The sequence below is a fragment of the Priestia sp. D3YE.R1 genome (assembly GCF_049199565.1).
Classification (GTDB): domain Bacteria; phylum Bacillota; class Bacilli; order Bacillales; family Bacillaceae_H; genus Priestia; species Priestia aryabhattai.
In genome coordinates this window covers 1,434,792-1,450,542 of sequence record NZ_JBLTHW010000001.1, presented here as the reverse complement: position 1 = coordinate 1,450,542, position 15,751 = coordinate 1,434,792, and the positions used below count along the sequence as shown (strand labels likewise).

The following is a 15,751-nucleotide window of genomic DNA, read 5'->3' as shown; positions in this document are numbered from 1 at the left end:
AGTTACTATTAATAACGTAGTAGATGTTTTGGAACATATTATCTTTAATTCATGAAACAACATTTATATATTGAAGACAGAAAGGTGAAAAGAATTATGGCAAAAGTATTATATATTACAGCAAACCCTAACGATGCTACGCAATCATTCAGTATGGCTGCGGGAGATGCATTTATTAATGAGTATAAAGAAGTAAACCCAACGGATGAGATTGTTCACGTTAATTTATATCAAGAGCATATCCCTCACATCGACGGCGATGTATTTAGCGGATGGGGCAAACTTGGAAGCGGCGTAGAATTTGATGCGCTTACTTCTGAAGAACAGCGCAAAGTTGCTCGCTTAAACGAGTTAAGTGACCAATTTGCTCAAGCGGACAAATATGTATTTGTTACACCAATGTGGAACTTCTCATTCCCACCAGTGATGAAAGCATACTTAGATGCTGTAGCAGTAGCTGGAAAATCATTTAAATATACAGCAGAAGGTTCTGTAGGTCTATTAACAGATAAAAAAGCGTACCATATTCAAGCAAACGGCGGTATTTACTCTCGCGGCCCTGCTGGTGAACTAGAAATGGGGCACCGCTATATGCGCATTATGATGAACTTCTTCGGGGTTCCTTCTATCGGAAGTCTATTCGTAGAAGGACAGGCTGCAATGCCAGATAAAGCACAAGAAATCAAAGAAGACGGTATTGCTCGCGCTAAAGAAGCTGCACGTACGTTCTAATAACAAATATAAGCATAAAAAAAGGAACATCTTCCCGTGTTCCTTTTTTTTATGCTTACAATTATATCTTTGCTTCTCCGCGCAGCAGCGAATAAACATATGTATCAAACGGGATGCTGTTTTGGTATATGTACTCTCTTAACGTTCCTTCTTTTTTAAATCCTACTTTGTTTAACAAGGCGATCGATCCGCTATTTTGCGTAAATACAATCGCTCCTATGCGATTGTATTGAAGTTCGTTAAAGCCATAAACGATCGCTTCATGAACGGCTTCTGTTGCGTATCCTTCGCTCCAATACTCCGGAAAAAGAGCATAGCTTACGTTTGCTTTTTTATGCTCAGAAGACCACTCTTGAAACCCTACTGTACCAATCAGCTTTTCGTTTCCTTTTAGCTGAATCCCCCACTTTATCAATTGCTTTTCTTCGTAGCCTTTGGAAAAATTCTTAATGATTTCTTTCACTTGATCAATCGTTTCTAAAGGTTTTTGACCGTAATAGCGCAGCACGTCTCCATCAGAAAAGCAGCTTAAAATCTCGCGCGCATCGTCTTCTACAATTTTTCTTAATATCAGCCGTTTTGTCTCTAATTCCGGAAACATTTTCTTCCCTCTTTTCTGCGTAGCTCATATATCTACGGTAAACCATACTATTCTCCTCTCAACTAGCAATATCCTGCTAAAACCTCACCCAGGAGGACTCATTTCCTATCCAAATAGTCGATTTACAGCGGGGATAGTGGTATTTTATATAGTGGGTATAAGTTGCTTTTTATCAACACAGAGGCGGTGAACGCAGAAATGAACCAAAATAAAGAATTGCTATTGACGGTACAAGCTCTTCAAAAAGAGCTGCAGCAAGAAAAAGAAAACCGTGCGTATATGCAAAAAGATATGGACGAACTAAGAAGCGCTTTATTACAATCAGAACAAGTAAAACAAAACTTAATTGATCAGCTAGAAAAGAAAGTCGATTTGATTTTAACGTTGATTCAAAAAGGAGACGCATAAAGGAATGGATTTTTTTAAAAACAGCAAAATAGTATACACCATTGTAGCACTTGTTATTGCCCTCATCGCTGTATTTACCAACAATTCGCCTATTTCCCTCATTCAGCAGCATGAAAATTCAAGCGGCACATCGAGTAGCACTTCGGACACTACATCAAGCAACGAATGTTCAGCTGAGACTCAAAGCGACAGGTTATTTACCGGCAAAGAACTTGTCTTACAAGAAGGAAATGATAAATACGGATATTGCCACATTGTCGCGCATATGCAAAAGCCTGGCACAGACAATTACCATGGTAAAAGCCAATTCAGCAAATACTTAAGTGAAAAACAAGCGATGTCTATTGCCGAAGAAGTCATCAACGAAGGCGAAGACGGTACCAATAATAAATCTGGCAATTACGTCAAAGAAAAGTATATTAGTTCTTTAAATCAAGAAGTTAGAGTTGTGTATACCGACTACAGAGGCAAAGACTACGACTACAGCGTAACGACCATGTATCCAATAGGTAATTAACCCTAATATATATATAAGGAAAGAAAGCAGGCCCACGCCTGCTTTTTTTATTATACCTCTTCTCATTATCTACAGCTCTAAAAAAGTCAATAATAGATTGAAAGTCTATTTGATATGTAAAAAACCCAACTTTAGACTGTGGAATTTTAGAGATATGACAGTAGCACTTTTACCTCTTGGACATATTCTAAATATAAAAAAGGAACAGCCCCTTGCTTCTTTTTTAAGAAAGAGGTTAAAAAATGAGTAACAAGTACAAAGTTAGAAAAAACGTATTGTCTCTTACAGACGCGGAAAAAAGAGATTTTATTCGTGCCGTGCTAATACTAAAGAAAAAAGGAATATATGACCGCTATATAGCCTGGCATGGTGCAGCAGGTAAATTTCATACTCCTCCGGGCAGCGATCGAAATGCAGCACATATGAGTTCTGCTTTTTTGCCGTGGCATCGTGAATACCTTTTGCGATTCGAACGTGACCTTCAGTCGATCGATTCAGAAGTAACCCTTCCTTATTGGGAATGGGAAACGGATGCACAGCTGCAGGATCCATCGCAATCACAAATTTGGAGCGCAGATTTTATGGGAGGAAACGGAAACCCCAAAAAAGATTTTATCGTCGATACCGGTCCTTTTGCAGCCGGACGCTGGACGACGGTCGATGAGCAAGGAAATCCTTCTGGAGGGCTAAAACGTAATTTTGGCGCAACGAAAGAAGCACCTACACTCCCTACTCGAGATGATGTTCTTAATGCTTTAAAAATAACGCAATATGATACGCCACCTTGGAATATGACGAGCCAAAACAGCTTTCGTAATCAGCTTGAAGGATTTATTAACGGGCCACAGCTTCACAACCGCGTACACCGTTGGGTTGGCGGACAGATGGGTGTTGTACCTACTGCTCCGAATGATCCTGTCTTCTTTTTACACCACGCAAATGTAGATCGTATTTGGGCTGTATGGCAAATTGTTCATCGCAATCAAAACTATCAGCCGATGAAAAACGGGCCGTTCGGTCAAAATTTTAGAGATCCGATGTATCCTTGGAATACAACCCCTGAAGACGTTATGAACCATCGAAAGCTTGGGTACGTATACGATATAGAATTAAGAAAATCAAAACGTTCCTCATAACCAGTTCTAGAAACAGCGGTATACAATCAAAAACAGGTACCCCCCCTTCCCTTCTGACATAACTTATAAGGCCACAAGCATTGTAAAACTCACTGCTACATTTCCATTCACCATAAAATATAGTTAATCAACCATAATTGGGCTGTGAATAAGCTTCATATGAGGACCTTGGAACATATGAATAAGTTATCAAAGCTTTATAAAAGTTTTATAAATGAAGGGAAGATATTAAAATGCATAATAACGTAAACGCACCTTTTAGTTCTAATGAAAATATGCCGTTCTCACCTGCTATGGCTCACCACGCCTACACTGCTCCTGCTTATGACCATATGATTCCACACTGCGGCTACACAATGCCGGACTATGGGTATATGGAATGTGGATATAGCGTTCCTTGCCACAGAGGCAATGGTTTTGCCATTATCATCGTACTGTTTATTTTACTCATTATTATTGGTGCATGTGGTTTCGGTTTCCATCACGATGATTGTTAACCTAAAAAACTCCAGTATAAATACTGGAGTTTTTTCATGTCTTAGTCGCTGCAAACCTTATAGCGTTTCGTCCAAATCTAGCGGTCTCAGCTTCTCTTCAATTTCTTTGCGCTTCGGCTCTAAAAATGGGGGCAGCGCTAGTGTTTGACCCATCGTTTCAAGCGGTTCATCGGTCGCAAATCCAGGTGTGTCCGTTGATAATTCAAATAAAATGCCGTTTGGTTCTCTGAAATAAAGTGCTTTGAAATAGTATCGTTCTACTTTACCGGAATTCGGCAGACTGTTTTCATTTAATCGACTTGCCCACTTATTGTATTCTTCTTCATTTGGAACACGGAAGGCAACGTGATGAACGCCACCGCGCCCTAAGCGAACTTTCGGCAAATCAGGTCTCGTTTCAATATGAACTTCGGCTCCGCTTCCACCTTCACCCGTTGCATAAACCAAAATATCTCCATGATCTCCTGCAAGAGATGGATAAGAACCCACGTAGCGAAATCCCATAATACTTGTCAGTACGTCAACAGTTGGTTCTGCCGTGCCCACCGTTAGCGTGACCGGTCCTAAGCCGATAATCGCATGTTCTAACGGAATGTCTTCACGCTTCCACGGCACACCTGCTCTTACCCCTTTTTCACCGTTATCCGCGACAAGAAGCAAACGTGTACCTTCATAATCTTTAAATGCTAATGTATCACGATTAGCTCGTTTAGCTATTTCTTCATATTCCACTCCGTACTGCTCGAAGCGTTCTTTCCAAAAGTGTAAAGAATCCGTACTTTTAACGCGAAGCGACACAGTTGAAATGTCAGATGCACCTTGATGCGTTCTTGCAAGCCCCGGAATATCAAAAAACGTTACTTCCGTTCCTGGCGTCCCTTCTCCATCTGCATAAAATAAGTGGTAAGACTGCGTGTTATCTTGATTCACCGTTTTTTTTACTAATCGCATGCCTAAAACTTTAGTGAAAAAATGATAGTTTTTTTCAGCTTTCCCCGTCAAAATAGATACATGATGCAACCCTAACAATTCCATCTGCTCCGCCTCTTTTCATAATATATAAATTTTTTAACTTTCGCTAAAATTATCTTTAATTTAATTATCTTTAATTAAAGATAATTTTAAAGGATATACAGCCTGTTTGTCAATAAAAAGAAAATGTCTTGAACATAAAAAAGAAACTAAACACATATTTAGTTTCTTTTTTATCTTTCCTTTAACAACCTGCTGAGCTTTTCCAACAGCGGTTACTTCTTAAGCACGCGCTGCACATTTCGCTTCATCAGCTCCGCAATTTTCGTTTCATTTTCACGAGACGTCTGCTCTAATTTTTCTATGACTAACTGCTGTCTTTCGACTGAATGATTTTGACTTATCTTTTGTTTGCCTTCCATTTTAGTAATATCGATTTTAAACCCAACGATTCCTTTGCTTAAACCATTCATATAAGCAGGATCAACGTCATTTAGTGTATATGTACTACTCGGACTTTCATATTTCACTACCATCTTACTCAGCAGCCCAAGCAGTTCTGCTGGTTCTTCAATCATTTTCATGGTTCCATACACATGAACAGCTTCGTAATTCCATGTTGGTACAGCTTGATTCGTTTCATACCAAGACGGTGAAATATAACAGTGCGGCCCTTGAAACACAATCAAAATTTCTTGATTTTCAGCATCTTTCCACTGCTGATTCGGACGAGCAAAATGTCCGTATAAAGCTTTTTCTTTCCGATCTAACATCAGGGGCAAGTGAGTAGCATAAGGTTTTTCATTATGATATGAAAACAGAGTAGCGAATCCATTGTCTTCAATAAAATCATACATGATTTTTTCATCATTCACTTTAAAATACTTTGGAATATACATCGGCGCTTCTCCTTTATCTTTTATTTAGTAAAGAATATAATAATACAGGTGTTTGCAACAGCGTCAGTTATGAACTTTTTATGGAGGTCAGCAAACATTTAACCATTTGTGGATCGACTTTTTAAGAGACTTATGCTAGACTGCTGTGATGTAAACCGCTGATTTTTTATGTATATTTATTTAGCACATGATGCAATTAGATATTTATTGGTTAAATATAGCCTCAGGAACTCAAAAAAAAAGAAGAGCTTGTTTAAAACAGCTCCTTTCTCACGTTCATCTATACAATTGAGGATTTTTTTCTCGTTTGATAGGTCCGCCTTTGGCTATATGCCACTCGATGACGCGATCCGTCAAGCGATCGTATACGTCGTCTTCTAAATACGGATCTTCTGCCGAAGTGAGCAAGGTGTGAACATCGGCTTTTATTTCTGCTAACATAGCTGCACTGAATACGGTAGGGTCATTTAACACGTCTAGTATATATAACACCAGCATCTCAAATCCGCCGTCCCAATTGGCATTTCCGTTGCCTTGAGCTTCACAGCGAAGCTTTTCAATGGCTCGAATGACCTCGCCTTCTACGATATCCGACTGCCCATTTCTCGGAACATAATTTGACCATAGTTCTTTTGCTTCGTCAAAATATTTCATTCTGCACTCCTTTTTCTACTATTTTATTGATACCTTTTATACGTAAAAACCGCGCTGAAAGTTTCATAAAAATGGAAAAAAGCAGTCGCTGTAACTGCTTTTTAAATGGTGAGCTGATAAAGGGCAACTCCAAGTAGCCAAATTGATGAGAGCATCAAGACAATCCCGAATACATATAACCATTTGCGCACAAATCGTTCACACGATACGTTAAAGTATCCTTTAGCTATCCAATACATCGGGATAAGAAGCCCTTTAATCCGAATCCGCTTCATTGATTCATCGGATAATGATCGAGATAAAGAAAGAATTATTAAACTGACCATCATAGAAACAACCGCTATCACTACGTTTAAAATATGACTCTTCATACACTCCCTGCTTCTCCCTTTTTTATAGCTACTATTTTAGCATAGCGAAAAGTCGAGGAGTGCATATAAAAAAATGAAATACTACATACTTTACACGTAACGTGTTAAAAACACAATTTCTCATCGGAAAGATAATAACAACTCAATAGGAAAAGGTATCCAAACCTTAAGAAAAGGGTATTTTAAAAGTAACGAAATTTTTCTTACTTAAAAAGGATGGATTACATTGACACCAAACCAACAGGAATATCTTAAAAAAATACATAGCATCCAGGAAAACCTAGCCAAAACGTGGGCTGAATATTGGCACCACTACTCCACTCCAGGCTCTTGGCAGTTTTGGATTACCTTGAGTGCTTTTATTTTACCTTTAGTCATTCTCTATTTTTTAATTGATCGAAAAAAAGCCTTTCACTTAGGGTTTTATGGATTTAACGTGCACGTTTGGTTTCACTATAGTGATACCGCTGGAGTTTATAACGGGCTGTGGACGTATCCTTACCAAATCAACACAATCATACCCGTAAGCTTTAGCCTAGATGCTTCGCTTATTCCTGTCTCTTTTATGCTTCTTTATCAATGGACAATTAACCATCATAAAAATTACTATTTATACGCAACGGCTCTTTGTTTGTTTTTTGCTTTTATTTTCAAACCGTTATTAACTGGGATTGGCTTTTTCCAGCTGCATGAATGGGCTACTTACGGTCATTTATTTGTATTTTATCTCGGTGTGATAGTGCTATCAAAATGGATTACCAACCTTTTTCTTTATTTTGAAAAACACAATTGAATACGTTGAGTGCATGTAAAAAAACGTAAGCCTCTTTAAAAAGACCTTACGTTTTTTGTAGTGGCTTTATTTGCTCGCTGTCTGCTTCCTCAAAAGATAACACGCTTTTTTCATCTCACAGTACCTCTTTTGCAGGTAGCCCCTTTTGCTTGTGTGGATTTAGAACATGCTGCATCTAGCAATAATAAAACTTTTGTTAGGAAAGAAAATCTCGTTTTTCCTAAGCCCTGCTTAAATTAGCGTTGTATAAGTCCATTAAACTGCTTAAATCATCTAACAGCGGGCAGTGGCCTACACCTTTCATAATTTTTAACGTTGCATTTTCCCCTATGCCTTTCGCGATGTCAGATGCATCTCTTGTCGAAACCATCTTATCTTCATCTCCTTGAATAACCATAGTAGGAATCGTGATTTTTTCCACCTCTCCTGTCCCTTGAACAACACCATTAAAATCGTTTGAAATATTAAATCTCATGAGTGCGTAATTGATATCAATTAAGTTGCGCTGCTTGATCGTTCCTTCTAAATACTTTTCAAATTGATCAGCAGACGGCTTATTTTTTGTATATAAAAATTGACGCAGCATCATTTTTAAAAACCATGTGTTTTTTGTTTCTTTCGCGTTTTCTACCATTCTAAATGCTTCTTTTACTTCTTCTTTGGTTTGTATAAAATTGTTAGGAATAGGCAGTTCTAGAAACGTTCTTCTTGGAATGGGATAGCCTTTGATGTTGACGGAGCTTAATAGAATTAAATTTTTGGCATCATTCGGATGATCAATCACATATTGCATAGCAACTGCTCCTCCTAATGACCACCCGCTTATTGTAAAAGCAGACAACTTTAAAGCATCCGCAAACAGTTTGACATCATCTGATAAGTCTTTGATTGTGTGGATAGGTGTATGATAAGTGGAGTCTCCAAACCCTCTTAAGTCGATGGCATAAGCTGTGATGTGTTCTGGAAGTTTGTTCATTAATACGTCCCAGTTAAGGGAAGAATTCATGTTTCCGTGAATTAACAAAAGCACCTCTTTTCCGCCTTTTTTCATTCGATAATTTACTGTTTCTCCATTCGGTAATTCTACTTTTGCTTGTTCTAAAGCAGATACGGTCATCGCTATTTTCCTCTTTTCTTATATAATTAGAACGATCCTAGCATTTATTTTTTAATACCCTATTTATCAAGATTTAAGCAGTTTGAAAGAAGTTGTGCAAAAGCCAAAATAATTCTATGTCATTCTATTTGCTAAAAAAAGCAGCCAAATACGCGATTCGGCTGCCTTTTTATAATGAAGAAATATACGAATGAGCAACAAGGCCATTACTTTTTCGGTGCGTCCAGTGCTTGATAGGCAAGCTGATATTTTCCGCCTTCAGCCACTTCTGCATGGTAAAGAGCTTTAAGAGCAAAGTTTTTTTCAAGGCTGTGCTCTTTCATCAGTCCATTCAGCTTACCTTGCAGTTCCTGGTTGTCCTTAATGAGCTGCTTCATCTGTGATTTTAGATATTTCATGGTGTTTTCCGCTCCTTTCACTTGATGAATATCTATCAAGTATATCACTTAAGGATAGGATAATGGTAAAACGGCTTACGATTGACGAATTAAATTTGTACCGCTCTGTTCTTTAAGCGCCCTACAAGCGGAACGACGATGATACCTGCTATCACAACTTGCATCACATTGCCCGGTATAGAGCCAAGCGGAAGGATCCAGTTACCGTAAAGAATCACTTCGGCAAAATAGTAGCCCACGATTTTTACAATCAGCGCAGCAACAACTGCCAGTGTGTTCACAAGTGCTCTTTTACCCGGTGCTTTTTCGGAGATAAGACCTGCTAAAAAGCCCATTGTCCCTACGATAATAAACGTAAACGGTGCCCATGCTGTCCAGCCGGAAATGAGATCGAATAACCCCATTCCCAAAGCCCCTGCGATGGCTCCTGTTTTTTTGCCGTAAAGAAAGGCCGCTATAAAGAGAGGAACGTTGCCTAAGTGAATAAGGCCTCCGTTACCCATGATGGGAAGCTTGATGTTGATAAACATGGTAGCTACAAACGTCAGTGCGATAAAAAGCGCATGCATGGATAAAGCTTTGATTTTGGTTGATTCTCTTGGTGAGTATGTTGAATTCATTTGTTGACCTCTTTCTTTTTTTACTACTATCATACTCCTAATTGGACACTTAATAAATATGTAAAACTATTTATTTAGTAAGGTATATCATTCTAGGAGCACACAGGGATCCTCCAACTTCAAAAATTGTCCTATCCATTCTTAAAAACATAAAGCTACCTCTGCTTCTTTTAGCAGACTGCGGCGCCTAATTTTTGTTATGGTAAAGAGTCTGTTCGGACATAATATGAGCAAATCGTTTTTTTTCAAGAGTTGACGAAGGCTGATAAATATGAGAAGTTATATGTTTGTAGAAATGAATGGAATAACCTAGAATTCCAGTGGAACCTGTTACTATAATTGTACTGATATTGACTAAGTCCGTTCAGATTGTGGCAGTCATAATTTTTACATACAGCAAGCAAGTTATAGGAGGAGCAAGAATGGATAATAACGATATTTTAATTAGATTACGATATGCCTTGGATTTAAAAAATACAGAAATGGTAGAGATCTTTAATCTTGGCGGAGAAGATGTAACAAAAGAAGACGTATTAAAAATCCTTACGAGAACACCGGATGAAGAAGACGAGGATGCAGTTCATGCGGACGATCATATACCGTGCACGAACAGTATGTTAGATTCTTTTTTAAACGGTTTTATTACCTTTAAAAGAGGAAAACAAGACCCTAAACCAGGGCAAGCACCTCCAGCGCCGGTTCAGAGCAATCAAAATATGTATAACGTCTTATTAAAGAAAGTGAAAATTGCTTTGTCCCTAACAAGTGAAGAGATGTTAGAAGTATTTGATGACGGTGGCATACGTGTATCTAAAGCAGAATTAGGTGCTTTATTACGAAAAAAAGGCCACAAAAATTACAAACCGTGCAAAGAGAATTTTGCTCGAAAATTCCTAAGAGGCTTAACCGTACAATATAGAGGATAAAATGATACACACTTTTTCAAATCAGAGTATCCATTATGAAATACGATATAAAAACCGAAGTTCTTTTGCGATCAAAGTAGACGGATACGGAACGGTCGAAGTCCTGGCTCCTAAAGGAACGTCTACTGAACAAGTACGTATGTTATTAGAAAACAACTGGGCATTGATTCATCAAAAAATAAGCGAAATGAAAGATAGAACGCATGGACCAAAGAAAAAAGTCTATGAACACGGAGAAAGCTTTTTGTATGTAGGAAAAAACTATCCGATACAGATTCATCACGATTCGACCATTACAAAGGATTCTGTAGTGTTTGAAGCGGACACGCTTCAGGTTTATGTCAATCAGCACGACGATGAAGCGATAAAACAAGCGCTCAAACGCTTTTACTATCAGCAATGTAAAGCGCTAGTAACCAAGAGTATCTCCTCCTATCAAAAACATTTTAAAACAAAGCCGCGATCCATCTCGATTTCGGATAGCAAAAAAGCGTGGGGCACGTGTGATTCTAAGCGTCAGCTAACCTTTAACTGGCGGCTGGCAATGGCACCGCAGCACGTCATTGATTACGTAGTCGTTCATGAAATGTGCCACATGGTTCACATGAATCATGATCGGTCCTTTTGGCGTCTTGTCGGAAAAATCATGCCCGACTATCGTGAACAAGAGCACTGGCTGGAAATGTCGAGCTGGGAAATGACGGTGTAGTACCGCTAAACAAAAAAGAGCAGAAGCCCAGGGGCATACTGCTCTTTTTTTGTCTTTAACTATAGCGATACTTTCTTAAATCTTTTAAAATAGAAATTTCTTTTAACAATTCTTCTCCGACGTTTGTTTCTAAAACCATTTTTCTTTCTAGTTCTTTGTCAACTAATCGCTTTACGGATAAGACGTCCGTTCCTTCTAATAAAATCTCTTCTTTTGAATTAAAGTGTTTGTGAGCGACTAGCTGCATGCCGTAAGAGTTATATAATAATGTATATCCAGCGATCCCTGTTGTGGACTGATACGCTTTTGAAAAACCGCCGTCAATAACAATCATCTTTCCATTTGCTTTGACCGGGTTTTCTCCTTCAATTTCTTTGACAGGCGTATGACCATTAATAATATGACCGTGATCAGGATTCAGATTAAATTCTGCGAGGATGTTTTGGCAGACTTCCTCATTTTCCCGTAAATAGTAGTATGGATTCTTCTTCTCTTTATGCGTTGTTTTATCACTGATAAAATATCGTTCAAACGTCGTCATTGCGCGTTTCCCAAAGAGTGATGAATATTCTCCTGTCCATAGGTACCAGACCATATCTGTGGCCAAATCATCCGTTTCTTCAGGATGTGCAAAAGCCTCTTGTAAATAATGTTCAAAAACATCAAGCAAGTTACGGCCTGCATACGTTTTATCTTCTATCGTCATTTTTTCCATGTTTCCTTCTTCATCTAAAGGAATGCAGCCGTGTATTAATAAGTTTCCGTTGTATTTCAAATAAAGGCTGCCTTTTTTCATAAGAAACTTCATATGTCTCGCCAGCTTTTCCGAATGCTGCACGGAAAGCAGCAGTCTTTCCATTACCTGCTCTTCTTCTTCTAATAGCTGATCAGGCTGCGCCGGATCCACCGTTGCAAAGCAGCTGTTTTCTAGCTGATACGTGTTTCCGTATATCGTAATTTCATTTTTATCATAATCAATTTTTTCAAGCAGCAGCCTTTCCGACATATTAAAGAAAGGACGTCTTTTTATAATCGGACTTTCAAGCTTGAACTGAATCATCGCAATAGCCTGATGAATTTTCGTAATTTGTAGTCGTTCATGATCCGATAGTTTGTCACTCGAGCTTACTTTTGGTCTAAAAGCAGGATTATCATCATAGTATTTCTCCGCCAAGTTAAGCAGCGGTCTCAGGTTAATGCCATATACGTCTTCAATAATATCTAGATTGTCGTATCTCGCGCAGATACGAATAATATTGGCAAGACAAACTTTCGAACCCGCAAAAGCGCCTAGCCATAGTACATCGTGATTTCCCCACTGAATATCAACGGAGTGATAGTTAATCAGCGTATCCATAATTTTATCCGGTTCAGGTCCACGATCATAAATATCTCCTACTACGTGCAGATGGTCCACAACCAATCTTTGCGTCGTATAAGCAAGCCCTATAATAAGCTTATCGGCTTGCCCAAGAGAAATAATCTGCTGAACAATTTTTGTATAGTACTGTTCTTTATTTGTAAATTCATCCGTTTTATATAGCAGCTCTTCAATAATGTACACAAATTGCTCCGGCAATGCTTTACGCAGTTTAGAACGCGTATATTTAGAAGAAGCGTATGAAATGAGATTCAGCATACGATCAATGATTTCTTTATACCATTCATACAGTTCTTTTTTGTTTCGAAACTGCGCTTTAATCAACGGCAATTTCTCTTCAGGATAATACACTAATGTCGCAAATTCATTGATTTCTTGGTCAGATAATACATTTTTAAAAAGATCTTTGATTTTCTCTTTTACATTCCCTGAACCATTTCGCAGCACGTGCTGAAAAGCTTGGTACTCGCCGTGTAAATCACTGACAAAATGTTCGGTCCCCTTTGGCAGATGAAGAATAGCTTCAAGGTTAATAATTTCGGTTACCACTTTTTCTTCCGTATCATACTTTTGTGCAAGTAAATCTAGATATTTTGTGTTCAAAACTATGTATCCCCTTTCAACGTTCACCATTTAGTATAATCACCGCTATAACCCTATAAGATAAATGGTGATTATAATGTTACGCACCTCTTATTTAACTCTTTTCTCTCCATGCCTCACCTCTTTATTTTAACCTATTTTACGTATGGGTAAAATGGTATAAAGTCTATTTGTCTATAAAGATTAACAGCTCTTGTCCCCTTGAAGATGACAGCTAGCTGATAACATAAAAAAACCTGCTGACTAAGATCAGCAGGTTCGATACATATGAAAGAAGCGCACATAATTAAGAAAGTTTACTCCGACCTCTAAACAATAACAGATTTTTTCTTCCCTCGCTGTGAGAAAACGCACAGCGTCAAATCCTTGGTGATGGTACGATAAAGATGACCTTTCTTTCTGAGACAGGAAAAGTCATCCTTTGTATTATATAAGAATCATCATTCTGTTGAATCTCTGTTCTTCTACGTTCAGAGATTTTTTCTATTGGCTTTGTTAGATAAAGCACGAGAAGAAAGTTCATACAAATACATATGGGACACGTAGGCTACCTGAGTCTGCTGTTTAACGAAGGAAGAAGTTGTATGTGGCTTTTTTCAGTAACAATTGCTTCTATTATAATATGAAGCGCTGTTGTCAAATCTTTAAAGAAGAAACATAAAGGAAAAATCATTACGCTAATGTCTGCAGGTACCCTATCCGGCTTCATTCTGACCGTTTCACTTTTTCAAAGTATGTGGTTTTTAAAAACCTCGGCTAAGCAAATTAGCTATCCAACAGGCGGCTTCTCGCAAGTGGATGTTACGATACAAAAAAAGCAGCGGATGCAAGACATCACGCTGCTTTTCTTAACTCTACACACCTCAGTAAAAGAGGATATGGTAGAGTGTTTGTACAAATGTAGTGATTGGTGTACTTAGTGGATATTATTCTTTCGGAAATTACCGCCTTTAACTTCGGCTACGTCATATACCGTAACAAAAGCCGTCGGGTCAATTTCATTGATAATTTCTTTCATTTTGCTTTCTTCCAAACGGTTGATTACACATGTGATTTCCTTGAATTTCTCATGGGAGTATCCGCCGTAAGCTTCTTTATATGTAGCGCTTCGACCTAAACGATCACGTATTGTTTCTACCATTAACGCAGGCTGAGAAGTGATAATTTGGAAGGTTTTCGATCCGCTTAACCCTACCTCTACGATGTGAATAACTTTGGATGCAATAAAGTATGCAATTGCAGAAAGAATCGCGCCTTGCAAACCAAATACTAATGAAACAAAAATAAATACAAATGCATTTAAGAACAAAATAAGATCACTTGTTCCAAACGGCAGTTTTCGAGAAAGCAGTACAGCTAGCATATCGATTCCATCTAGCGCGCCGCCATTACGCAGTGCGATTCCCATTCCAAAACCAAGGATAATACCGCCGACAACGGTTACGAGTAGTGTATCTCCTTCAATAATCGCTGGGGTGTGATGCATGAGGCTTGTCCCGACAGCTAGTGAGACGATTCCGAGGATGGAAAATATAGCAAAACTTTTCCCGATTTGTTGATACCCTAACCATACAAAAGGAATGTTAATAACGGCAATGAGAACTCCAAGTGGTAAGCCAAATAGGTTCGAAGCAACGATACTAATGCCTGTTACTCCTCCATCTGAAACGTGGTTTGGAATTAAGACAGTTTCTAGGCCGTAAGCTGCAATAATTCCTCCGATAATGACCATTAGTGCTCGGAAAGCAATTTTTAGCCGCTTAGGCCTGTGGTGTTTTTTAGTTGTGTTCATATAATTCCCCGCTTTTAAATGTTTTTTACTATTTAAGTGTACCACAAACATTCTCTTTATTTGAACTGAGGAGGCTTACGTATCGTTTTTTAGCTCACATAGTGCAAACATAGACAAAGGAGAACTTCTAGCTGTACAGACTCTACCCTTGCAATAAGTCCTCATTTCTGTTAAGTTTAAGAAGAATTATTTTTGTTCGGTAAAGATTGATAAGTTAAATAACTTTCGTCTATAGATTTGGGCAAGGATAGTAACACAATGTGTGCGTGTCACACTAGGAGGCAACAATTATGGAACAAGGTAAAGTAAAATGGTTTAACGCAGAAAAAGGTTTTGGATTCATCGAACGCGAAAACGGAGACGATGTATTTGTACATTTCTCAGCAATCCAAAGCGAAGGCTTCAAATCTTTAGACGAAGGTCAAGCAGTTACATTTGAAGTAGAACAAGGTCAACGCGGCCCTCAAGCTACTAACGTTCAAAAAGCGTAATCCATCATAAATATAAAAAGACAGACTCCATGGAGTCTGTCTTTTTCATTACTTTGAAAATACAATAATAAAACCCTACTCCTTGAGGAATAGGGCTTATTAATACAAAAATAGTAATCGGTAATACAAATGGT

General features: G+C 38.3%; 19 protein-coding genes. 9 read left to right on the top strand and 10 right to left on the bottom strand.

All coding sequences use genetic code 11. The features are described 5' to 3' along the window. The first annotated feature begins 96 nt into the window (after nt 1–96). Nucleotides 97–732, top strand: coding sequence for an FMN-dependent NADH-azoreductase (locus ACOZIR_RS07625; RefSeq protein ID WP_045290752.1), 636 nt, complete (start codon nt 97–99; stop codon nt 730–732). Nucleotides 733–793: 61 nt separating this feature from the next. On the opposite strand, the gene ACOZIR_RS07620 is transcribed toward ACOZIR_RS07625, so the two are convergent. Next, nucleotides 794–1,333 (bottom strand): GNAT family protein, encoded by a 540-nt coding sequence (locus ACOZIR_RS07620; RefSeq protein ID WP_310877911.1) that lies wholly within the window; start codon nt 1,331–1,333, stop codon nt 794–796. Nucleotides 1,334–1,531: 198 nt separating this feature from the next. On the opposite strand from ACOZIR_RS07620, the gene ACOZIR_RS07615 reads away from it, so the two are divergent. From ACOZIR_RS07615 to ACOZIR_RS07600, 4 genes are all read left to right on the top strand, one after another. Continuing rightward, nucleotides 1,532–1,741, top strand: a complete 210-nt coding sequence (locus ACOZIR_RS07615; RefSeq protein ID WP_045291055.1) for a hypothetical protein — start codon at nt 1,532–1,534, stop codon at nt 1,739–1,741. A gap of 4 nt (nt 1,742–1,745) precedes the next feature. Continuing rightward, nucleotides 1,746–2,258 (top strand): hypothetical protein, encoded by a 513-nt coding sequence (locus ACOZIR_RS07610; protein WP_045290757.1) that lies wholly within the window; start codon nt 1,746–1,748, stop codon nt 2,256–2,258. Nucleotides 2,259–2,500: 242 nt separating this feature from the next. Next, the gene (locus ACOZIR_RS07605; protein WP_045290758.1) at nt 2,501–3,394 is read left to right on the top strand and encodes a tyrosinase family protein; all 894 of its coding nucleotides are present in this window, start codon (nt 2,501–2,503) and stop codon (nt 3,392–3,394) included. A gap of 293 nt (nt 3,395–3,687) precedes the next feature. Then, entirely contained in the window at nt 3,688–3,891 is a 204-nt protein-coding gene (locus ACOZIR_RS07600; RefSeq protein ID WP_372454474.1) for a YjcZ family sporulation protein, read from the top strand. 57 nt (nt 3,892–3,948) lie between these two features. On the opposite strand, the gene ACOZIR_RS07595 is transcribed toward ACOZIR_RS07600, so the two are convergent. The 4 genes from ACOZIR_RS07595 to ACOZIR_RS07580 all read right to left on the bottom strand — a co-directional run bounded on the left by ACOZIR_RS07595 (nt 3,949) and on the right by ACOZIR_RS07580 (nt 6,787). Beyond that, nucleotides 3,949–4,926, bottom strand: coding sequence for a ring-cleaving dioxygenase (locus ACOZIR_RS07595; RefSeq protein WP_328120856.1), 978 nt, complete (start codon nt 4,924–4,926; stop codon nt 3,949–3,951). 212 nt (nt 4,927–5,138) lie between these two features. After that, nucleotides 5,139–5,762: an FMN-binding negative transcriptional regulator gene (locus ACOZIR_RS07590; protein WP_340141907.1), complete on the bottom strand. Its 624-nt coding sequence runs from the start codon at nt 5,760–5,762 to the stop codon at nt 5,139–5,141. Nucleotides 5,763–6,038: 276 nt separating this feature from the next. Then, nucleotides 6,039–6,416 (bottom strand): hypothetical protein, encoded by a 378-nt coding sequence (locus ACOZIR_RS07585; RefSeq protein WP_310877916.1) that lies wholly within the window; start codon nt 6,414–6,416, stop codon nt 6,039–6,041. A 101-nt stretch (nt 6,417–6,517) separates the two neighbouring features. Beyond that, complete coding sequence (locus ACOZIR_RS07580) at nt 6,518–6,787, bottom strand: hypothetical protein (RefSeq protein WP_045290768.1); 270 nt, start codon at nt 6,785–6,787, stop codon at nt 6,518–6,520. Between the two features lie 226 nt (nt 6,788–7,013). On the opposite strand from ACOZIR_RS07580, the gene ACOZIR_RS07575 reads away from it, so the two are divergent. Next, on the top strand, nt 7,014–7,580 hold the full coding sequence (locus ACOZIR_RS07575; RefSeq protein ID WP_045290770.1) for a CBO0543 family protein: 567 nt from the start codon (nt 7,014–7,016) through the stop codon (nt 7,578–7,580). 220 nt (nt 7,581–7,800) lie between these two features. Here ACOZIR_RS07575 and ACOZIR_RS07570 read toward each other — a convergent pair whose 3' ends face one another. The 3 genes from ACOZIR_RS07570 to ACOZIR_RS07560 all read right to left on the bottom strand — a co-directional run bounded on the left by ACOZIR_RS07570 (nt 7,801) and on the right by ACOZIR_RS07560 (nt 9,715). Beyond that, the gene (locus ACOZIR_RS07570) at nt 7,801–8,697 is read right to left on the bottom strand and encodes an alpha/beta fold hydrolase (RefSeq protein WP_045290772.1); all 897 of its coding nucleotides are present in this window, start codon (nt 8,695–8,697) and stop codon (nt 7,801–7,803) included. 206 nt (nt 8,698–8,903) lie between these two features. Beyond that, a complete protein-coding gene (locus ACOZIR_RS07565; RefSeq protein ID WP_013058089.1) occupies nt 8,904–9,095 on the bottom strand; it encodes a hypothetical protein in 192 nt (63 codons plus the stop codon). Nucleotides 9,096–9,184: 89 nt separating this feature from the next. Beyond that, on the bottom strand, nt 9,185–9,715 hold the full coding sequence (locus tag ACOZIR_RS07560; RefSeq protein ID WP_328120850.1) for an ECF transporter S component: 531 nt from the start codon (nt 9,713–9,715) through the stop codon (nt 9,185–9,187). Between the two features lie 422 nt (nt 9,716–10,137). On the opposite strand from ACOZIR_RS07560, the gene ACOZIR_RS07555 reads away from it, so the two are divergent. Continuing rightward, nucleotides 10,138–10,641, top strand: a complete 504-nt coding sequence (locus ACOZIR_RS07555; RefSeq protein ID WP_034268493.1) for a DUF1456 family protein — start codon at nt 10,138–10,140, stop codon at nt 10,639–10,641. Nucleotide 10,642: 1 nt separating this feature from the next. Next, nucleotides 10,643–11,350 carry a M48 family metallopeptidase gene (locus tag ACOZIR_RS07550; RefSeq protein ID WP_045290778.1) on the top strand — a complete coding sequence of 236 codons (708 nt, stop codon included), beginning with the start codon at nt 10,643–10,645 and terminating at the stop codon, nt 11,348–11,350. Between the two features lie 55 nt (nt 11,351–11,405). Here the strand turns inward: ACOZIR_RS07550 and fbp are convergent, their stop codons facing one another. Both fbp and ACOZIR_RS07540 read right to left on the bottom strand, forming a co-directional pair. Then, a complete protein-coding gene (gene fbp / locus ACOZIR_RS07545; protein WP_045290780.1) occupies nt 11,406–13,334 on the bottom strand; it encodes a fructose-1,6-bisphosphatase in 1,929 nt (642 codons plus the stop codon). Between the two features lie 916 nt (nt 13,335–14,250). Beyond that, nucleotides 14,251–15,126 (bottom strand): YitT family protein, encoded by an 876-nt coding sequence (locus ACOZIR_RS07540; RefSeq protein ID WP_013058095.1) that lies wholly within the window; start codon nt 15,124–15,126, stop codon nt 14,251–14,253. A 290-nt stretch (nt 15,127–15,416) separates the two neighbouring features. Between ACOZIR_RS07540 and ACOZIR_RS07535 the strand changes: the two genes are divergently transcribed. Then, the gene (locus ACOZIR_RS07535; protein ID WP_025908891.1) at nt 15,417–15,617 is read left to right on the top strand and encodes a cold-shock protein; all 201 of its coding nucleotides are present in this window, start codon (nt 15,417–15,419) and stop codon (nt 15,615–15,617) included. The last annotated feature ends 134 nt before the right edge of the window (nt 15,618–15,751 follow it).